This window comes from Limnoraphis robusta CS-951 (genome assembly GCF_000972705.2).
On record NZ_LATL02000070.1, the window covers coordinates 1 to 19,459 of the forward strand.

A 19,459-nucleotide genomic window follows, 5' to 3' on the forward strand; every position below is an offset into this window, starting at 1 on the left:
CCCCTAAATCCCCCTTAGAAAGGGGGACTTGGAATCCTCCTAAATCCCCCTTAGAAAAGTGTACGATCCCCCTAAATCCCCCTTAGAAAAGTGTACGATCCCCCTAAATCCCCCTTAGAAAGGGGGACTTGAAACACAACCCCGGCTTTCTGTTCCCCCCTTTTGAAGGGGGGCTAGGGGGGATAAAAGAGAGGGAAAGGAAATCATATCAGTTTAGTTTTTTACACTCAATAAACAAACAATGGATCACGATATTCCCAAGCTTGATAAAAAAGGTTTACGAGAGTTCGGACTAACAACAGGCGCCATTTGTGCGGGGTTGTTTGGGTTCGTTCTTCCTTTAATATTTCGGCACTGGCCACCCCCGCTTTGGCCTTGGATTTTGGGGTCAATTTTGGCGGTTTGGGCGCTGATTATTCCGGGTAGCCTTGATCCGATTTATCACGGTTGGATGCGCGTTGGTCTGGTGTTAGGCTGGATTAATACAAGGATTATTCTAGGGGCGGTTTTTTACGTTATGATGACACCGATGGCATTGATCAAACGAATTTTCGGTAGTGATGCGATGCAACGGGAACTCAACCCAAATCTTTCAACTTATCGCGTTGGAAGTCAAGCTAGAAATCGTGAAAGTATGGAGCGTCCTTTCTGATGTTTGAAGCAACATTAGACTTTTTAAAAGACTTATGGGCGTTTATGAAAGAACGCAAAAAGTATTGGTTATTGCCTCTGATTATTACTTTGGTTTTGTTGGGGGCGTTGATTGTTTTGTCTCAAGGTTCTGCGATCGCGCCGTTTATTTACACGTTGTTCTAAATCTGAACAAATTGGACGGAAGCTATCAGAAAATTTTACATTCCTGTAGAATGGACGTTAACCTGAGAAACCCGGTTTCGTAGGAGTTACCGGGTTTTTGGCTACATTGTTTTAGAGGGAATGTCTCTCCTTATTTATAATTAAATATGCGATCAAAAAGAATGTGTAAGCAAATTAAGCCTGATTCAATTTTATAAACAGGTACAGGAGAATGGGTAAACGCAAGGCTTGGATATTGAATCTAGGTTTAACACTGGGAAGTGTTTTGTTTGGCGTATTGATTGGGGAAATAGGTTTGCGTTTAGCGGGAATTGAGGGCTTAAAAAAGCTACCTCAACCGGGTCATGGTAATTTTTCACCTTCTTTTTATACCATGTCTCATCCTGATTTGGGTTGGACAAATCGGCCTGGGGCTTCAGGAATTTGGGAACAAGAAGGGAAAGCTTATATTGAGATTAATATTGATGGATTGCGAGATAATATTCACCCAAAAACCAAAGCAAAAGATGCGGTAAGAATTGCGGTTTTAGGGGATTCTTTTACGTTAGCTGTTCAAGTCGATGTTAAACAAACCTATTGGTCCGTGATAGAAAATGAATTAAAATCTTGTCAAGGGCTTAAGGGAAAAACAGTCGAGGTGATGAATTTTGGGGTGGATGGTTACGGTACCGCCCAAGAGTTGTTAATGTTGCGTGAAAAGGTCTGGGATTATAACCCCGATATTGTGATTCTTTCCTTTTTTATTGGCAATGATATTATTGATAATTCACCGGGACTCGAAAGCAATCATTATCGACCCTTTTTTGTTTACAAAGATGGGGAATTAGTACCCGATTATTCCTTTAGAAATTTATCGCTTGAACATAGCGATCGCTATTGGATTACAACTGTTGATCGGCTTCCAATGTGGTTNTTATAACCCCGATATTGTGATTCTTTCCTTTTTTATTGGCAATGATATTATTGATAATTCACCGGGACTCGAAAGCAATCATTATCGACCCTTTTTTGTTTACAAAGATGGGGAATTAGTACCCGATTATTCCTTTAGAAATTTATCGCTTGAACATAGCGATCGCTATTGGATTACAACTGTTGATCGGCTTCCAATGTGGTTAGTGAATCATTCGAGAATTTTACAAGTTGCTAAAAAAGCAGAACGAGATTTAAAGCAGAAAAATTTACTTCTACATTTAAACAAACTCACTGCTAAAAACTTTCGAGAACCTACCGATCCAGTTTGGCAAGAAGCCTGGAAAGTTACTGAAGATTTAATCACAATGATGAATCAGGAAGTCAACCAAAACAATGCAGAATTCCTACTCGTAACCATTGCCGATCCGATCCAAGTTCACCCTAATCCAGCTTTTCGTCAATCCTTTATGAATAATTATCAAATTGAAGATTTATCTTATCCTGAAAAACGACTGCAAACACTAGGTAATAATCAAGGTTTTCCCGTGTTAAATTTAGCCGAACCTTTTCAAACCTATTCTGAACAAAATCAAGTCTGTTTACATGGGTTTGAAACAGCAGTTCCTTGTGCGGGACATTGGAACCCCGACGGACATGAATTTGCAGGAAAATTAATCGCTAATCAGTTATGTCAACAGGTGAAAAAATGAACAAACAACTGCAACCCTTTCTCGTTAATTTAGGCTTAGTTTGTGGGAGTTTAATCTTTGGGATTTTTGTTGGTGAAATCGGTTTACGTTTGGCGGGAATTGAGGCGCCATTACCGCCCGATCCTGAGTCAGAAACCCTCGCTTATCGAGTTGACGATCCCTATCGAGGTTGGGCGCCCCGTGCGAATGCGGTGACAGTTTGGGCGGGTGAAGGGGAGAGAACCGGGGTTCAGATGAATAGTAGCGGAATGCGCGATCAAGAACGAAGTGTTAATAAGCCCGAAAATACCTATCGAATTGCATTTTTAGGCGATTCATTTGTTGAGGCGATTCATGTTCCTTTAGAATATACGGCTGCGGCGATTATGGAACAAAAATTAGCTGAATGTTCGGCGTTAAAAGGGAAAAATGTTGAGGTTTTAAATTTTGGAGTTCAGGGTTATGGTACCGCCCAAGAATTGATGACATTACGCCATCATGTTTGGCAATTTTCCCCCGATTTAGTATTGTTAGGGTTTTATCCTGGAAATGATATCCGCAATAATTATAAACCCCTAGAACATGATCATTTTCGTCCTTATTTTACCCTAGAAAATGGAGAATGGGTGATTGATGATTCTTTTAAAGAGATGACCCAACTTGAACGGGATTATTANTGACATTACGCCATCATGTTTGGCAATTTTCCCCCGATTTAGTATTGTTAGGGTTTTATCCTGGAAATGATATCCGCAATAATTATAAACCCCTAGAACATGATCATTTTCGTCCTTATTTTACCCTAGAAAATGGAGAATGGGTGATTGATGATTCTTTTAAAGAGATGACCCAACTTGAACGGGATTATTATGCTACGACTAGGGTTGATTATTTACCCCGTTGGTTGTTAGAAAACTCCCTGATTTTACAACTCGTTCGTCAAGCGGAAGCGACAGCAAAACGTCGTCAGTTTGAACAAGACTATGAACAAACAAATATTAATTTCTATAAAAAACCTCCCAATCAAAAATGGGAGGAAGCGTGGAATATTACCGAAGGTTTGATTACATTAATTCAGGATGAAGTGAAAGCAAAAGGGGTTGATTTTATGGTATTTACCGTGAGTGATTCCTATCAAGTTCATCCCAAGCCCAAAAAACGCGAAGAGTTCATGGAAAAGCATAATATTCAAGATTTATTTTACCCGGATAAACGCATTCAAGCATTAGGTGAACGAGAAGGATTTACCGTGTTTAGATTAGCGGAACCTCTGCAAAAAGTAGCAGAAGAAACAGGTGAGTGTTTACATGGGTTTGAGAATGCGTACCCCTGTGAAGGTCATTGGAACCGAGAAGGAAATCGAGTAGCGGCTGAATTAATGGCTGATCAAATTTGTCAAGGAATCACATCTCCGCAGTCGCTAAAAAAACAAAATAAAAAACCATGATTTTATATGAAAATACAAGCCTTTTTGAAAAAAATTCAACCTGGGTTAACGGTTAGTTTAGTGAATCTCATTTTATTAGGAATTGCTACCGAAGTGATATTCTTTTTGTTTGTCTGGATGACTGAAAAGCGAATGATATATCATAAAAATACTCTAACCCCAACAGAATATTATTCAGAAAACTCTCCCGAAAACTCAATATTAATTCGCTTTCATCCCTTTTTTGGTTATGTTCTTAAACCCGGTGTGTATAACCATGAACTATCGGGTTTAAAGGTTAATAATTATGGCTTTTTCTCCCCTTATGATTATCCTTATATCAAAACGGATTCCAATCAATTTATTATCGGGATTTTTGGCGGTTCAGTGGCGAGTGATTTTAGTGTGAATGAAACAATTGATCCTTCTCATCCTCGAACGTTAATTCAAAAGTTAAAATCTCTACCACAGTTTCAGGATAAAGAAATTATTGTTTTAAATTTTTCTAATGGGGGATACAAACANTCTCCCCTTATGATTATCCTTATATCAAAACGGATTCCAATCAATTTATTATCGGGATTTTTGGCGGTTCAGTGGCGAGTGATTTTAGTGTGAATGAAACAATTGATCCTTCTCATCCTCGAACGTTAATTCAAAAGTTAAAATCTCTACCACAGTTTCAGGATAAAGAAATTATTGTTTTAAATTTTTCTAATGGGGGATACAAACAACCCCAGCAACTTTTAATTTTAAGTTATTTTTTATCACTGGGTCAACAGTTTGATCTGGTGATTAATCTAGACGGTTTTAATGAAATAGCATTATCTCCTTTAAATAATCAAGCTAAACTGGATTTTTCAATGCCCAGTTTTCAACATTTTCAACCGTTAGTGAGTTTAGTTAATGCTGATTTATCTGCTATTATATCAATGGGAGAAATGCTGAGAACCAAACAGAAGTTAGCCAACGCACATGAACAGTTAAATCAATGTAAACTGGCTTGGTGTTATGCGATAAATTTCTTAAAACTAAAATTTTTATCACAACAATACCAACAACAAGTTACAGTTTTTGATCAAGAACAAATCAAGAAACAATCAATAACGACTCATTCCGAACAAAGCTTAATTGCATTATCTAAACAGTCGGAAGTTATAGAAGATACAGTCGCCATGAACCAAGTTGTGAATAACTGGTTTGAATCTTCCTTGATGATGTATCATTTACTTTCAATGCGTCAGATTCCCTATTTTCATGTGATTCAACCCAATCAACATTACCCAACTCAGCGCGTTTTTTCGTTGGAAGAACAGCGAATAATGCGAGATAGTCCCTATCGCCAAGCGGCTGAAAAGGGTTATCTTCTGTTAATTTCAAAAGGTGAACAGATGCAAAAAGATGGTATTAATCTTTTGAATGCTGCTAAAATATTAGATCAGACTTCAGAAACCGTTTATCGAGATAGTTGTTGTCACTATAACCAACTCGGACAGGATATCCTAACTGACTATGTTGCTCAATCAATTATAGAAACTTTTAATTCTTCAAACAACCTCAACTAAGTTTTCACCTCTCTAACCGTTCCCTAAAAAACAAAGGATAAACAATGAATAAATTGAATTTAAAACTCATCAAAGAAGGACTCAAGTTAACACTGATTAACCTCGTGATTTTATTTATATTTCTTGAATTGGGTTCTTTAGCCTTTTATTTTATCAAAAATAAACAGTTTTTTTATACTCGTGAAAAATCAGAAGATTATCAAGATTTGGGAATTAATTTAGAAGGTGTGCGAGTCAGGGCTGAATCGATTGTTGAACGTTTACATCCTTTTTTTGGCTTTGTGCAGAAACCTGGCCCCGATTTTAGACCGGGTTTTAAGTATAATAATTATGGGTTTATTACGCCTTACGATTATCCTTTTGAAAAAACCAATGAGAATCAAATTATTGTGGGAGTGTTTGGAGGTTCGGTGGCTTCTAACTACACCATTTTTGAAGTAAAAAATAACCTGTTAGAGCAAGCAATTCGGCAAATGCCAGGCTATAAAGATAAGGAAGTTATTATTTTATCCTTTGCCGTTGGTGGATACAAACAACCTCAACAGTTGTTGATTTTAAACTATATGTTAGCAAGGGGTCAAAAGTTTGATTTAATTATTAATATTGACGGTTTTAACGAAGTTGCACTGTCTAATCTTAACAATGAACGTCAGCTTGATTTAGCCATGCCAAGTCCCGCTCATATTGAACCTTTAACCGGACTTGCTAATAATAGTTTATCTGATAAAGCCTTAAAAACATTATTAGAAATCAAGGAAAATAAAGAAGAGTTAGGGGATGGGTTAGAAAGACTGCAAGACTGTCAACTCGCCTCCTGTAATGCGGTGATGTCGGTTTATGTTGAAACTTTAGTGAAAAACTATCGAGAAAACTTGCAAAAGTTTGAAAGATACAGAAATAGACCCCTAGATGATGATCAAGAAAGTGTCGTTTTCTTTTATAATCAGGATGAGGTTTTACCGGATGCTGTGTTTTTTGAACAGGTGGCTGATTATTGGGTGAAAACATCGCTTTTAATGCACCAAGTCGCAGCCGCTAATAACATTCCCTATTTTCACTTTTTTCAACCCAATCAATATTGGCAAACTAACCGAAAATTTAGTGAAGCTGAAAAGAAAATTGCTTTAAATGAGGTGAGTCCCTACAAAAAAGGGGTGACGATTGGCTATCCTTTGTTATTAGAGCGAATTGATGAATTGAAAGCGAATAATGTTAATATTTTTAATGCAGTGAATATTTTTGATCAGATTTCAGAACCCGTTTACAAAGACAATTGTTGTCACTACAATGCCAAAGGAGAAGAGATTTTTTCAACTTATATTGGGCGTTCCATTGTAGAAAAATTAACAGGTAAACCTTTCGAGAATAAAACTCAAGACTAATAAGATCAACAAAGTAAAGAGTTTATTGCCGTTAGATTTGTGTTAACCTAAAAGATAGGAAGGACTCACTCTATCTTAGATTATGCCTTGACAACTTTTGCGATATTAATTTAAATTTGTGCGAGTCGTTGACGGTTTCTTGTAGATAACGTTCTTGAGTTTCTAGAAACTGTTCATAAAATTCAATCCAAGGGTGGGTTAGATAATTAACGTTAAAGTTAAACCGATCAATCCTACTGTTTCTGAACCTAACGCGCTATCGTAAAGGATGTAACACTTTTGCAAGGACTAAAACAGGTGAATACTGCTATTGAAACCCAATNTTGTGCGAGTCGTTGACGGTTTCTTGTAGATAACGTTCTTGAGTTTCTAGAAACTGTTCATAAAATTCAATCCAAGGGTGGGTTAGATAATTAACGTTAAAGTTAAACCGATCAATCCTACTGTTTCTGAACCTAACGCGCTATCGTAAAGGATGTAACACTTTTGCAAGGACTAAAACAGGTGAATACTGCTATTGAAACCCAATTGCTTGATCGTATCAAAACCCACAGCGATCGCGTAGACTATCTGGAAATTCGCCTCCAACAAAGCGAAAGCACATCTATTTCCTTTCGGGGTTCTCGTTTAGACGCCGTGAACCGTAGTTTTTCCCTAGCCGGAGGTATTCGCGCTTGTCATAAAGGCGGTTGGAGTTTTGTCACGTTTAATGGGTTATCTGAACTTGACGATCGCATTACCGAAGCCATTTCTCAAGCTTATTTAGTCGGACACGAAACCACTCAACTGGCGGAAATTGAAGCCATTCAGGATAAAGTATCGGTTAAATTAGGCTGCGATCCGCGCGGAATTTCTCTGCAAGAAAAACGTCAACTCATCGAAAATTATAACAAACTTCTGTTAGATTTTGATTCCCGTATTCAAACGACAGCCGTGAGTTATAGTGATAGCTTTAGCATCACCTATTTTGTCAATTCTCAAGGCAGTTGTATCACGCAAGAACGTCTGGATGTGAATGGTCGGTTTGGTGCGATCGCCACAAATAATGGTACGGTCAGACAAGGCTTTGAAACCATTAATTCTCGCTCTGATTATAACGCTTTAATCGGCATTGAAGATCGCGTTCAAAGTGCAGCCGAACGAGCCATTCGTCAGTTAGAAGCCCAGTCTGTGAAAGGGGGTCAATATACAGTCGTTCTCGATCCTTATTTAGCGGGAGTGTTCATTCACGAAGCCTTTGGTCATCTCTCAGAAGCCGATTTTGTTTATGAAAATCCTCGAATGCAGGAGTTATTAGAACTGGGTAAACCGATGGCAATAGAACAGCTTAATGTGATTGATGATGCCACCATTCCCAACTTACCCGGTTCAATATTATATGATGATGAAGGTGTTCCCGCCCAACGCAAATATTTAATTCAAAATGGGATTTTAACTCAACGCTTGCATAATCGGGAAACCGCAGGTAAACTCAAAGAAGCTCCCACCGGAAATGCTCGGGCTTTGAATGCCACCTATCCGCCCATTGTTCGCATGACAAATACTGCGATAGAAGCAGGCGATCGCTCGTTTGATGAGATGATTTCTGATATTGATGAAGGGGTTTATGCGGTGCGAATGTTGGGCGGTCAGACCAATGGCGAAATGTTTACCTTTGCGGCGGCTGAAGGTTATATGATTCGGAATGGTCAGATTGCTGAACCTGTCAGCGATGTTACTCTCACTGGGAATGTCTTTCAAACCCTCAAGGATATTGAAGCGATCGGCAATGATTTAAGCTACTCTAATGGCGGCTGTGGGAAAAGCGGTCAAATGCCTCTCCCTGTTAGTGTAGGGGGGCCACACGTTCGGATGAAAGAGGTTGTGGTTGGCGGTCGATAAGCGTATTGAAAAAACATTAAAGCGGGTTTTAAGCTAACCCGCCCACTCTTAATCAAAGTAGCTGTTCTTTCTCTGCTTCGAGGAGTCGTACTAAGTTCTGATCGCCTTTGGCTCTGGCAATTTCGAGACGGTGTTCTAAACGTTTCTGAATATTGGCACGATGGGTTTGAGCCAATTGGCTGCTGTTCTTGGAGTTTTTGTTCATGGTGGACTGTTTTAATTTTTTTATTGTGCTGGTTCATTACTTTCAGTATAACCTTTCTCTCTCAAGCAGGTAGGGTTCCTTTGGGAAAACTTCAAATTTTGTAACTTAAGCTACAGCAAATTAATTAGGCAAGAGGCAAAAGGCAAAAGGCAAAAGGCAAAAGGCAACAGGCAACAGCGCAAACTTGCGACGGGCGCGGTTTCCGCCAGAAGCACAGTTTGTAAGAGAGGCAACAGGCAAAAACTGGTAACTGGTCACTGGTCACTGTAAACTGTCTTCACTGGTCACTGATAACTGATAACTGTCTTCACTGGTCACTGGTCACTGGTAACTGGTAACTGAAAAAGCCCCCAAGGTTCAGGGGGCGGATCAAGCGCTCAACTGATGTTGAACTTAGAGATTAGAAGGAATAGGGGCTTCTAAACCCAAACGTTTCATAAAACTATCGAGATCGAAATGTTCAGCCATCAGTTGGGTGATACACTCAACCTTAGTGGGTTCATGGACGCGAACTTGACCAAAGGTGCGATCAATAATTTCTACCGTCGTCAGGGTATCGAGATCAACGGATAAAACCGGGACTTCTAGATCATCAGCCCGAGTCAAAACCATCGGATCGGGAGTGATTTGTCCGGTTAAAATCAAACAATGGGTTGATTTTTCGAGCGCTGCAAGCTGAATATCGGTGCGATCGCCCCCAGTCACGACTGCCATATTCCTGGCGCGATCAAAGTATTTCATCGCCGCACTGACATTCATCGCTCCAACCGTGAGACTTTCAACCATGACATCCAAATGAGCGCCCCCGCAAAGCACTTGAGCGTTCAGTTGTTTTACGAGTTCTTCAACCGCCACACTCCGTAACAGGGCATTTCGGGGTATAATCCCCAGTAGGGGAATGCCTTCGCGCTGTAGAAACGGCTGAATCAAATTCGTCATGATTTCTAGACGCTCGGCAGGCAGATCATTGATCAAAACTCCCATCAGGTGATCGCCCAATTGGGCTTGAGCAGCAAGGAAGTCATCAATTGCGTTTAAAGACTGCAAGCGTTCAACGAGCATCACGGGGGCATCGAGTTCTTGGGCCATCTGCGATAAAGACAGATCAAATAAACGACCTTGGTTTAAAGTTCCCGGCCCTTCTAACAAAATTAAATCACCCTGTAACCCCTGTAAATAAGAAGCTAGAGGCTGACGAGAATCTGCCGCCTGTTCGGCTTGTAACTGAGCCTGGATGGTGTTGTCTGTAAGGACGACGACAGGTGAACCCACCTGGGAAGCCGACAGTTCTAAAGTAGTCGCGACGAACTGAACATCAGCATCGAAAGGTTCTGCGGCATTACCGATTTCTGTTCCCAGGGGCTTACCATAAGCAACTTGAATATTATGATGCGTTCGCAACTGACGGGCTAGCCCCAGTGCAATTGCCGATTTACCACTGAAAGGCTGTGTTGAACCGATTAAAAGGGACTTGGCGGACTTAGCCACGTAACCGACTCCTCTATGCGTTGAATGTGTCTAATGGCAATGCCCAACATGACCATTACCCGATGTGACGTTGTTCAATCAACCTAACCCTGTAAACTTTAAAAAAGAAGGATTATGCGATCGTATAACTGCGATTATGATACACCAACGACTTGAACAACTGTTAGATAAGATACGGGTTTTTTAGGGTTTCGAGAACAGCCAATCAAGTTTTTAGCAGTTGTTAACGGAGATTAATCGAGATAGTGGAGTAGCCGCTTGTAGAACTCTTGAGAGAAATCTATCGTGCGATTGCGGCTAAAATTCTGAAGCACTTCGATCAGATAGCGAATAAATTCATAATTCGACATCGTGACTTCATAACTGAGATCCGCATTGCCATCAAACTGCACCCGACAGCGAGTTAAATCAGCCGGAAGAGAAGAAACAGTCCAAGTCGCAACAAACGGAATATCCTCACCGCTATCAATTTTACGAGCGCCTTCCAAACTTTTTTCTTTGTAGAGACTAATCGACAGGGGTAAATATCTACGACTCTTCTCATCGTAATAAGGCTGATAGACAATCACTTCTCGCTTGTCGGCGGGCTTAAGTTGACTGATGACTGTGGCGGAGTGTGACATTCTTAGATTTCCTGCAAAGACCGATCATTTCCAATTTAGCTGACATTGGACTTCCTGCCATCGCTTAACAGCGATCTCTGTGCGATCGCCACCGACACACAGAAGACAACAATGTTAGATACTAGAGTGTGTAGAAAATGAGCATTCCTGAGAAATGCCAGGCGGGTTCACAGGTTCAATGCCCCGAAAAACGCTCAAGACGACGGTATAATCAGAGCTGTAAACTCACGCTTTGAAAATGCCTGAAGTTCTCACAAGATCTTGCCAATGGGAAGTTACGCCGCAACAGCTTGAAACACTTGATGCGCTGCTTTCTGATTGGGCTGAGTGCGGAGAGTACCTGAATGCCAACACCCGGGGAAAACTGACAAATCAGATCGAGTGTCGAGTTCTTTGATTTTAGATCAGTATTGAGGGTGAAATTAGATTATCCATGCCCAAAAAGTCTTGGCCTGAAAAACGATTAAGCAACAAGCTGAACGCAGACATGAGACGATTGACATCAACACCGACCAATTCATCTAATCAAAACCATTCTTACGGCGATCGCCATGATTATCAACCAGAGTGCAACACCGTAGAAGCCGATCAGCAAGTTGATTCTGACTTGTTATCTGAACATCCAGTTGAACCGATGGCAATTTCACCCCTAATCTATCAGGGGCGACGTCGAAAGGCGGCTGTGGTTCTCAGTATGATTTGGGGAGGAACAATCACCCTACATCTGGTTTCTTGGGGATCGTGGTTGATTCTCGGTTTAACGGGATTGCTTTCGATTCATGCGTTGCGTATTCTGTTGAAGCAACCCCAGGGTGAATCAAATCAAACTTTAGCATCTGATCGCGACTATTGGCCTTTTGTCTCTTTGCTGGTGGCGGCGAAAAATGAAGAATCCGTGATTCGCAATTTAGTTGAGAATTTATGTACTCTAGATTATCCCTCCGATGCCTACGAAGTTTGGGTGATTGATGATCAAAGCACCGATAACACGCCTCGGGTGTTAGATCAGCTTGCAGAAAAGTTCGATCACCTCAAAGTTCTGCATCGTCGCAATGGCGGGGGCGGAAAATCGGGGGCGCTCAATCAAGTTTTACCCTTAACCCAAGGTGAAATGCTCGGGGTATTTGATGCGGATGCTCAAGTTTCCTCGGATTTATTGCGGAAAGTCATTCCTCTGTTTGACGAAGATCGCATTGGTGCGGTACAAATGCGAAAAGCGATCTCCAACGCCTCACTCAACTTTTGGACTCATTGCCAAGCCGCAGAAATGGCACTGGATGCCTTTTTTCAAGAGCAACGAATCGCTCTCGGCGGAATTGGAGAATTGCGGGGAAATGGTCAGTTTGTTCGACGGAGCGCGATTGAAAGCTGTGGCGGTTGGAACGAAGAAACCATCACAGATGATCTCGATTTGACGATTCGACTCCATCTTAACGATTGGGATATCGAATTTTTAGCCTCACCGCCGGTCTACGAAGAAGGGGTAACAGGAGCAATCGGATTATGGCATCAACGCAACCGTTGGGCTGAAGGCGGCTATCAACGCTATCTCGATTATTGGAAACCTTTGTTGAGTAATCGCCTCGGGACTGGCAAAACTCTAGATTTATTCGGGTTTTTAGTCATGCAATATCTAGTCCCCACCGCCGCCGTACCGGATTTGATCATGGCAGCGCTGTTGCGTCGTTTGCCCATTACCAGCCCCTTGTCGTTGATGGCGATCACGCTGTCGGTTTTGGGAATGTTTATGGGGTTGCGTCGCATCCACAACCCGGAAAAGATGGCTTCCCCAACCTCTCAATCCCCAAATCAATCTTTAATGACCTGGTTGATGGCGGGGTTGCAAAGCATACGCGGAACTCTTTATATGTTGCATTGGTTTATCGTCATCGGCAGTACCGCGATCCGCATCTCTGTCCGTCCGAAGCGTTTGAAGTGGGTAAAAACAGTTCATCAAGGAATGTCAGGAACCCCCCAAACCTAAATCACGCTAGTCTTCGTTTTGAATCCGCTAGACTCAGAAGTACCGACACAGCAGCGTGCCAGTCAATTTCAGTGGGTTGGCTTGAGTCCATTACGGACTAAATCAACTCTGTACATTTTCTGAGCGAGGGTGTTGCTAGGATGGATATTCAACTCAATTTGCCATTCAAGGGTAAACAGCTATGGATTTGCTAGAGTATCAAGCCAAAGCTTTATTTCGTGAGATGAACATTCCAGTTTTGCCCTCACAACGCATTGATCGCGCTCAAGATCTCAAGGGGTTGAGAATCCCCTATCCCGTCGTCCTCAAGTCTCAGGTGCGTTCAGGAGGCCGGGGCAAAGCTGGAGGAATTCGGTTTGTTGAAAATACAATTGATGCTGTGGCTGCCGCTAATGCTATTTTTAATCTACCGATTCGGGATGAATATCCCCAAGTTCTTCTGGCTGAAGGAAAATATAATGCCGATCAAGAGTTTTATCTAGCGGTGACTTTAGATCCCGTTAGCCGCCGTCCGATTCTGTTGGGATCGAGTAAAGGCGGAGTAGAAGTGGAAGAATCGATCTCAGAAGTTCAGAAAGTTGTTGTTGAGCGGGAGTTTTCGCCGTTCTATGCTCGTCATTTGAGCGTTAAAATGGGATTACAGCAAGACTTGATCTTGGCGGTGAGTAACATCATTGAAAAGATGTATCATCTGTTTGTACAGAAGGATTTAGATCTGGTGGAGATCAATCCACTCGGGATTAGCCCCAGTGGTGAAGTTATGGCTCTCGATGGCAAAGTGATCTTGAATGACAATGCTCTTGGACGCCATGAGGACTTAGCGGCTTTGATTGAAAATCATCATCTTCTTCCTCAAGTCACAGGACAAGATATCCCTTCTTTTGCTTTTCCCTGTGAGTTTGATCGAATGTTGCAACCCCAACTGAAATGGATGGAAGTTGAAGGTAATATTGGCCTTTTATGCAATGGGGTGGATCTGACGATGGCAACGGTCGATCTGATTGTTCAAGAGAAAGGAAAACTGGCTCATTTCCTCGATTTGCAGGCCGAGGATTATACTGAACTGACGGACAATTGGCGAGATCGTCTTTACCAGGGTTTAGAGTTGGTGAGTCAGTCTAAGAAGGTGAAAGTCGTTCTGGTAAATCTTCTCAGTCACTTTGTCACGGCTGAGAAAACGGTTTCAGAAATTGCCAATTATCTCACCCGAAAAGTTCAGATCGGTGATGTACCTCAGTTTGTTTTGCGGTTAACGGTTAACCCTTCTCGGGAGATCCAAGATCAGTTAACGCAACTCCCGGTTCAAGTGACGGAAAGTTTGGATGAAGCGGTGAAGTTAGCGGTTTCTTTGGCGAAGTAATCCTGGGGGGTTTGGGGTCTGATTGGACTCGCGATCGCAACTTGGAGAATTGCGAAGGATTAGAATAGAGAAATCTTGCATCCCATGCAGTTCAATCAACTGTCCGTTCTCAGCAGATTGCGTCAACGGTTACAGTAGATTTCCTATTGGTGTATCAGTTTAGGGTGTACGAGTTAAACGAATAACTATGAATTTGACGCCAGACAGTAAAGTTTTAATTCAGGGGAATGCAGCTTCTCAAGCTTTGATCCATGCAGTTCTCAATATGAAGGCTTATGGTACGAATATTGTTGCTTGTGTCAGCCCGAGTCAAGGTGGAGGCTATCTCCAGGACATTCCGATTTTTGATTTGGTTGAACAAGCACAAGTTAAGGTCGGCCCGGTGGAAACCAGTATCATTTGGGTAAACCCTTATCAAGTATTAGATGCGGCTTTAGAAGCGATTGAAGCGGGTGTCCGTCAACTGCTGATTATCACCAAAGGTATGCCGCCTCTCGATATGGTGCGTCTAATTCGCAAAGCAGAAGTTGCGGAAACGATTGTGATAGGCCCCAATTGTGCCGGGATTATTATACCGAATAAACTGTTATGGGGGGTTCATCCCGGCGAGTTTTATACTCCCGGTTCGATTGGGTTAATTGGTCGCGGTAGCCGTCTGACTTATGAAATTGCTTTTCAACTGACTCAAGCCAAGCTGGGACAGTCAATTGGCGTCAGTATTGGCAGTGATTTGATGATCGGTTCTTCTTTCATTCCCTGGTTGCAAATTTTGGATGAAGATGATCAAACAGACGTGATTGTTTTGGTGGGAGAAGTGAGTGGTCATGGTGAGGAAGAAGCGGCTTCCTATATTGCCGAAACGATTGATAAGCCTGTGATTGCTTATATCGCTGGACTTCATTTACCGAACAGTCAAGCAATGGGTCATTCTTGTACTTTGGCAACCTCTAAACTGATTGCTCAAACCATGTGTCCTCCCACAATTGATAGCAAAATTTCTGCATTTAAACAAGCTAAAATTCCCTTGGCNTGGTGAGGAAGAAGCGGCTTCCTATATTGCCGAAACGATTGATAAGCCTGTGATTGCTTATATCGCTGGACTTCATTTACCGAACAGTCAAGCAATGGGTCATTCTTGTACTTTGGCAACCTCTAAACTGATTGCTCAAACCATGTGTCCTCCCACAATTGATAGCAAAATTTCTGCATTTAAACAAGCTAAAATTCCCTTGGCTGATCGTCCTTCTAAAATTCCAGCCTTGGTTAAAAAATGCCTCAAAAATAAATAACAATGTCTAAAAAATCAGATCGTTCTTCTCAATCCTTGACTTCGAGTTCTTCGGCTTATCTTTCAGATCAATGGCACAATCTCATCAATGCCGTTTCCTATCGCTTTAACCGGGAATATCAAGGTGAGGCTTTTGAACTTCCAGAAGAAGTTGAAATGTTACCGATTTTTCGCGATCGCATCGCCGGAACGCTACAGGCTAAAATGACTTCTCCGTTTTGGGAATTGGCTAAAATTCAGAAAAATCAGCATTGTTTAGATATCGGTTGTGGGGTGAGTTTTTTGATATATCCTTGGCGAGATTGGAATGCGTTGTTTTATGGTCAAGATATTAGTACAGTGGCAATAGATGCTTTAAATGCACGGGGGCCGCAGTTAAATTCTAAACTGTTTAAAGGGGTTAAATTGGGAGCCGCTCATCATTTAGAATATGAGGCGGATCAGTTTGATTTGGCGATCGCAACGGGGTTTAGTTGTTATTATCCTCTTGAATATTGGGCGGAGGTTCTCGCTGAGGTGAAACGAGTCCTGAAACCGACTGGAGAATTTGTTTTTGATGTCTTAAACCCGGAAGCACCCTTAGCCGAAGATTGGGCGATTTTAGAAACTTATTTGGGAACAGAAGTTTTTTTAGAATCGTTAGAAGATTGGGAAAAAACGATAAAATCTACGGGAGCAAAGATTGTTAAAAAGAAACCTGGAGAGTTATTTCAACTGTATAAAATTTGCTTTTAAAATGTTAAAAAATCCCAAACTCTACCTTTTATTGCTGTAATAACTCTTGCACCCAACTTTGTTCAGACTCAGTTAAGGGTGGCACTAATTCGGGGAGATAATTCTCATAATTAATCCGATAATCATAACCTGCTCGATCATCAATTGTTGTGAATAATTCTTGTAAATTCAGCATCGGTTCAACATCTTCTGAACGCAGAGGAATCGAAAAACGGGGCAATCTATCTCTCAAATTAAACGGATAGAGTTCTGCCCGGGGACGATGTTCTTGATCACTCACCAAAACTCGATAATCGGATTGAATATCCTCCCCTAAAATCGGCATCGGTTGCCATCCTCGCAGTAAATCAATTTCAACTAAATTCGTTAAACTGCCTAATACCCGTTGACGTTTTTTGAGATAGGTTTCTCGTCCTTCTCCCGCCCGTTTATTCACCGGAGATAACACTTCTATCACCGTTACGACTGAACGAGTGGTTATTTCTCGTACTTCTAAATAAGCTTGTCTAACCGTTTCAGGGATCGGAACGGTGACTGTTATTTTCTGAGTTTCAGGATCAGCAACAGCGACGTTGGATGGTACACTTTCTGATTGTAAACGTTCTGATTGTAAACGTTCTGAAGTTTGAGATTGACGCTTCACCGCTAAGTCAGGAACCCCAACTAAAAGAGAATCTGTGTTCGTATCATTGAGTTCATACACTCGTTTTTCGATCGCCACTTCATACTTTGGGCGAACCTCGGGAGTTAGAGAGTCAGCAATTGCAACAATTAATCGATTGTGAACTTCCGGCCAAAAATCGGGATGTTCTAAACAGGGGTTCATTCCCGGAAATGGTGAAGGCATAGTATAATCCTCTAATTCCCTCTTTTAGTAGTTTAGCATTAATCAAGATCAATTTTCATCCTTTTTAAATGACTCGATTCAAGATTGGTAACGAAGAGTCTAAAATAGAAAACTATTGGATAACTCACATCAAAAAATGATTGATCTGGTGTTAATTAGCACGTTAGGATTTTTAGGAAGTTTTGGTCATTGTGTGGGGATGTGCGGCCCTCTAACGGTGGCGTTTTCTCTCTCCAATACAAATGATTCTCAAAAACCTTCTTGGCAGTTTCATTTATTATTAAATATCGGACGAATTCTCAGTTATGCCTTAGTCGGTGCTGCCATTGGGGGATTAGGTTCGGTATTAGTTGCCAGTGGACAAATGGCGGGATTAGGGAGCGTTATTAGACGCGGAATGGCGATTTTAACAGGTTTGATGTTAATTGCGTTAGGACTGGCACAAATTCGACCTGATTTGATTCCGCGTTTACCGATTTTACATCCCCTTTCCCCTGAAGTTATGCACAATCGTTTAAGTGGGGCGATGGTTAAATTGTCGATGAAAAATAACCTATTGACTCCTCTATTTTTAGGTTTAGTTTGGGGTTTAATTCCTTGTGGTTTTCTGTATACGGCTCAAATAAAAGCCGCAGAAACGGGAAGTTTAAAGATGGGAATGGTGACAATGTTAGCTTTTGGACTGGGAACATTTCCCACCATGTTAGGCGTGGGTTTATTAACCAGTAAATTGAGTGCAAACCGTCGCAGTCAGTTATTTAGGTTGGGAGGATGGATTACGTTAACGATTGGAATTTTGACCTTATTACGAACGGGAAATCATGTAGATTATACCGGTCATGGGTCGTTAATTTGTTTGATGTTGGCTTTAATTGCTCGTCCAATTAGTCGATTTTTTCCGCAATTGTTACAATATCGGCGTTTTTTTGGGGTCGCTGCTTTTGTTTTAGCATTGGTTCATATGGGTCAAATGATTGACCATACTTTTAACTGGAAAATAGATGCTTTTTGGTTTATGATTCCTCAACATCAATGGGGAATTGGATTGGGAACAATTGGTTTAATTTTGATCACTCCAGCCGCGTTAACCAGTTTTGACAAAATTCAAAGTTATTTAGGAAAATNTTTTTTTGGGGTCGCTGCTTTTGTTTTAGCATTGGTTCATATGGGTCAAATGATTGACCATACTTTTAACTGGAAAATAGATGCTTTTTGGTTTATGATTCCTCAACATCAATGGGGAATTGGATTGGGAACAATTGGTTTAATTTTGATCACTCCAGCCGCGTTAACCAGTTTTGACAAAATTCAAAGTTATTTAGGAAAATCTTGGCGAAAAATCCATCTGTTATCGGTTCCGGCGTTCATCTTGGTTGTGGTTCATATTGTATTAAGTGGGTCTAGTTATTTCGGGGGGTTTGAGTGGACAGTTGGCGATCAAATTCGGGTTGGAATGTTAGCAACAATCAGCCTTTTTGTGTTATTAATTAGAAAGCGTTCAATTTGGTGTTTATTTTCACTGGATCAGTTCTATGTTTCACCGATTAAGTCCAAGTAAACGGTTAAGAAAAGTTGTAATTTTAGGGTTAATTGGTTTTCCCGCTATGACTTATTTTGAGCCTCAGTTAATGGTTAGTTCAGCTCATGAAGTAGAAGTTTCTGAAGATGTTGCGGCTACTTTTCACCTGGAACCTAATCATAATCCAAAAGCGGGAGAAACTGCTCAAGTTTGGTTTGCGTTAACTCGCAGAGGCGGTGCTATTATTCCACTAGAACAATGTAATTGTAAATTAGCCGTTTATGCTCAACCGCGTCAAGCAGAGGATAAACCCATGATCACACCCCCATTAACAGCGATTTCCGCCGAAAAATATCAAGGAATTCCTGGGGCGAATGTTATTTTTCCGAAAGCAGGTAGTTATGAATTAGAGTTGAGTGGAACACCCAAGGGAAACACAAGTTTTAAACCATTTAAGTTGAGTTATTCGGTAACAGTTCGATAATTAGCTCAAAACTACAGAGGAGAAATTAAATTAACCTCACCCCAACCTTCTCCTACGAGGAGAAATTGAATTAACCTCACCCCAACCCTCTCCTACGAGGAGAAATTGAATTAACCTCACCCCAACCCTCTCCTACGAGGAGAGGGAGAAGTAATATGATGTCAAATTCATCAATAATTATTCTGTAGGGGCGGGTTCTATCAGATCTGTAATACTCGTCAGAAATTAAACTAAACCCGCCCTTCTATTAAT

At 41.2% G+C, this 19,459-nt stretch carries 14 protein-coding genes; 10 read left to right on the forward strand and 4 right to left on the reverse strand.

What is annotated here, in order from left to right:
- Nucleotides 1–241: 241 nt before the first annotated feature.
- From WN50_RS06100 to WN50_RS06140, 4 genes are all read left to right on the forward strand, one after another.
- Nucleotides 242–652 (forward strand): SxtJ family membrane protein, encoded by a 411-nt coding sequence (locus WN50_RS06100; protein ID WP_046280339.1) that lies wholly within the window; start codon nt 242–244, stop codon nt 650–652.
- Nucleotides 652–816, forward strand: coding sequence for a DUF5989 family protein (locus WN50_RS35165; protein ID WP_009782541.1), 165 nt, complete (start codon nt 652–654; stop codon nt 814–816). Before WN50_RS06100 ends, WN50_RS35165 begins: the two co-directional genes overlap by 1 nt.
- A gap of 4,639 nt (nt 817–5,455) precedes the next feature.
- Nucleotides 5,456–6,793: a hypothetical protein gene (locus tag WN50_RS06135; protein ID WP_046280336.1), complete on the forward strand. Its 1,338-nt coding sequence runs from the start codon at nt 5,456–5,458 to the stop codon at nt 6,791–6,793.
- Between the two features lie 504 nt (nt 6,794–7,297).
- Nucleotides 7,298–8,674 (forward strand): TldD/PmbA family protein, encoded by a 1,377-nt coding sequence (locus tag WN50_RS06140; protein ID WP_410175572.1) that lies wholly within the window; start codon nt 7,298–7,300, stop codon nt 8,672–8,674.
- A 52-nt stretch (nt 8,675–8,726) separates the two neighbouring features.
- Here WN50_RS06140 and pirA read toward each other — a convergent pair whose 3' ends face one another.
- From pirA to ebsA, 3 genes are all read right to left on the reverse strand, one after another.
- Complete coding sequence (gene pirA / locus WN50_RS35175; protein WP_200906222.1) at nt 8,727–8,879, reverse strand: arginine synthesis PII-interacting regulator PirA; 153 nt, start codon at nt 8,877–8,879, stop codon at nt 8,727–8,729.
- Between the two features lie 393 nt (nt 8,880–9,272).
- Nucleotides 9,273–10,367: a phosphotransacetylase family protein gene (locus tag WN50_RS06145; RefSeq protein WP_046280335.1), complete on the reverse strand. Its 1,095-nt coding sequence runs from the start codon at nt 10,365–10,367 to the stop codon at nt 9,273–9,275.
- 233 nt (nt 10,368–10,600) lie between these two features.
- Entirely contained in the window at nt 10,601–10,990 is a 390-nt protein-coding gene (ebsA, locus tag WN50_RS06150; RefSeq protein WP_046280334.1) for a type IV pilus biogenesis protein EbsA, read from the reverse strand.
- Nucleotides 10,991–11,477: 487 nt separating this feature from the next.
- On the opposite strand from ebsA, the gene WN50_RS06155 reads away from it, so the two are divergent.
- The 4 genes from WN50_RS06155 to WN50_RS06175 all read left to right on the forward strand — a co-directional run bounded on the left by WN50_RS06155 (nt 11,478) and on the right by WN50_RS06175 (nt 16,357).
- Entirely contained in the window at nt 11,478–12,974 is a 1,497-nt protein-coding gene (locus WN50_RS06155; RefSeq protein WP_200906223.1) for a glycosyltransferase family 2 protein, read from the forward strand.
- Between the two features lie 181 nt (nt 12,975–13,155).
- On the forward strand, nt 13,156–14,334 hold the full coding sequence (locus tag WN50_RS06160) for an ATP-grasp domain-containing protein (protein WP_046280332.1): 1,179 nt from the start codon (nt 13,156–13,158) through the stop codon (nt 14,332–14,334).
- Between the two features lie 187 nt (nt 14,335–14,521).
- The coding region (locus tag WN50_RS37380; RefSeq protein ID WP_152964721.1) for a succinate--CoA ligase subunit alpha at nt 14,522–15,363 on the forward strand (842 nt) is incomplete at its 3' end.
- A 262-nt stretch (nt 15,364–15,625) separates the two neighbouring features.
- On the forward strand, nt 15,626–16,357 hold the full coding sequence (locus WN50_RS06175; RefSeq protein ID WP_046280330.1) for a class I SAM-dependent methyltransferase: 732 nt from the start codon (nt 15,626–15,628) through the stop codon (nt 16,355–16,357).
- A 28-nt stretch (nt 16,358–16,385) separates the two neighbouring features.
- Here the strand turns inward: WN50_RS06175 and WN50_RS06180 are convergent, their stop codons facing one another.
- The gene (locus tag WN50_RS06180; RefSeq protein ID WP_046280329.1) at nt 16,386–17,204 is read right to left on the reverse strand and encodes a DUF4058 family protein; all 819 of its coding nucleotides are present in this window, start codon (nt 17,202–17,204) and stop codon (nt 16,386–16,388) included.
- 136 nt (nt 17,205–17,340) lie between these two features.
- Between WN50_RS06180 and WN50_RS06185 the strand changes: the two genes are divergently transcribed.
- Nucleotides 17,341–18,328, forward strand: a 988-nt coding sequence (locus WN50_RS06185; RefSeq protein WP_281062806.1) for an urease accessory protein UreH domain-containing protein, incomplete at its 3' end; no start/stop codon positions are given.
- Nucleotides 18,329–18,736: 408 nt separating this feature from the next.
- Nucleotides 18,737–19,207, forward strand: coding sequence for a hypothetical protein (locus WN50_RS06190; protein WP_046280327.1), 471 nt, complete (start codon nt 18,737–18,739; stop codon nt 19,205–19,207).
- Nucleotides 19,208–19,459 lie beyond the last annotated feature (252 nt).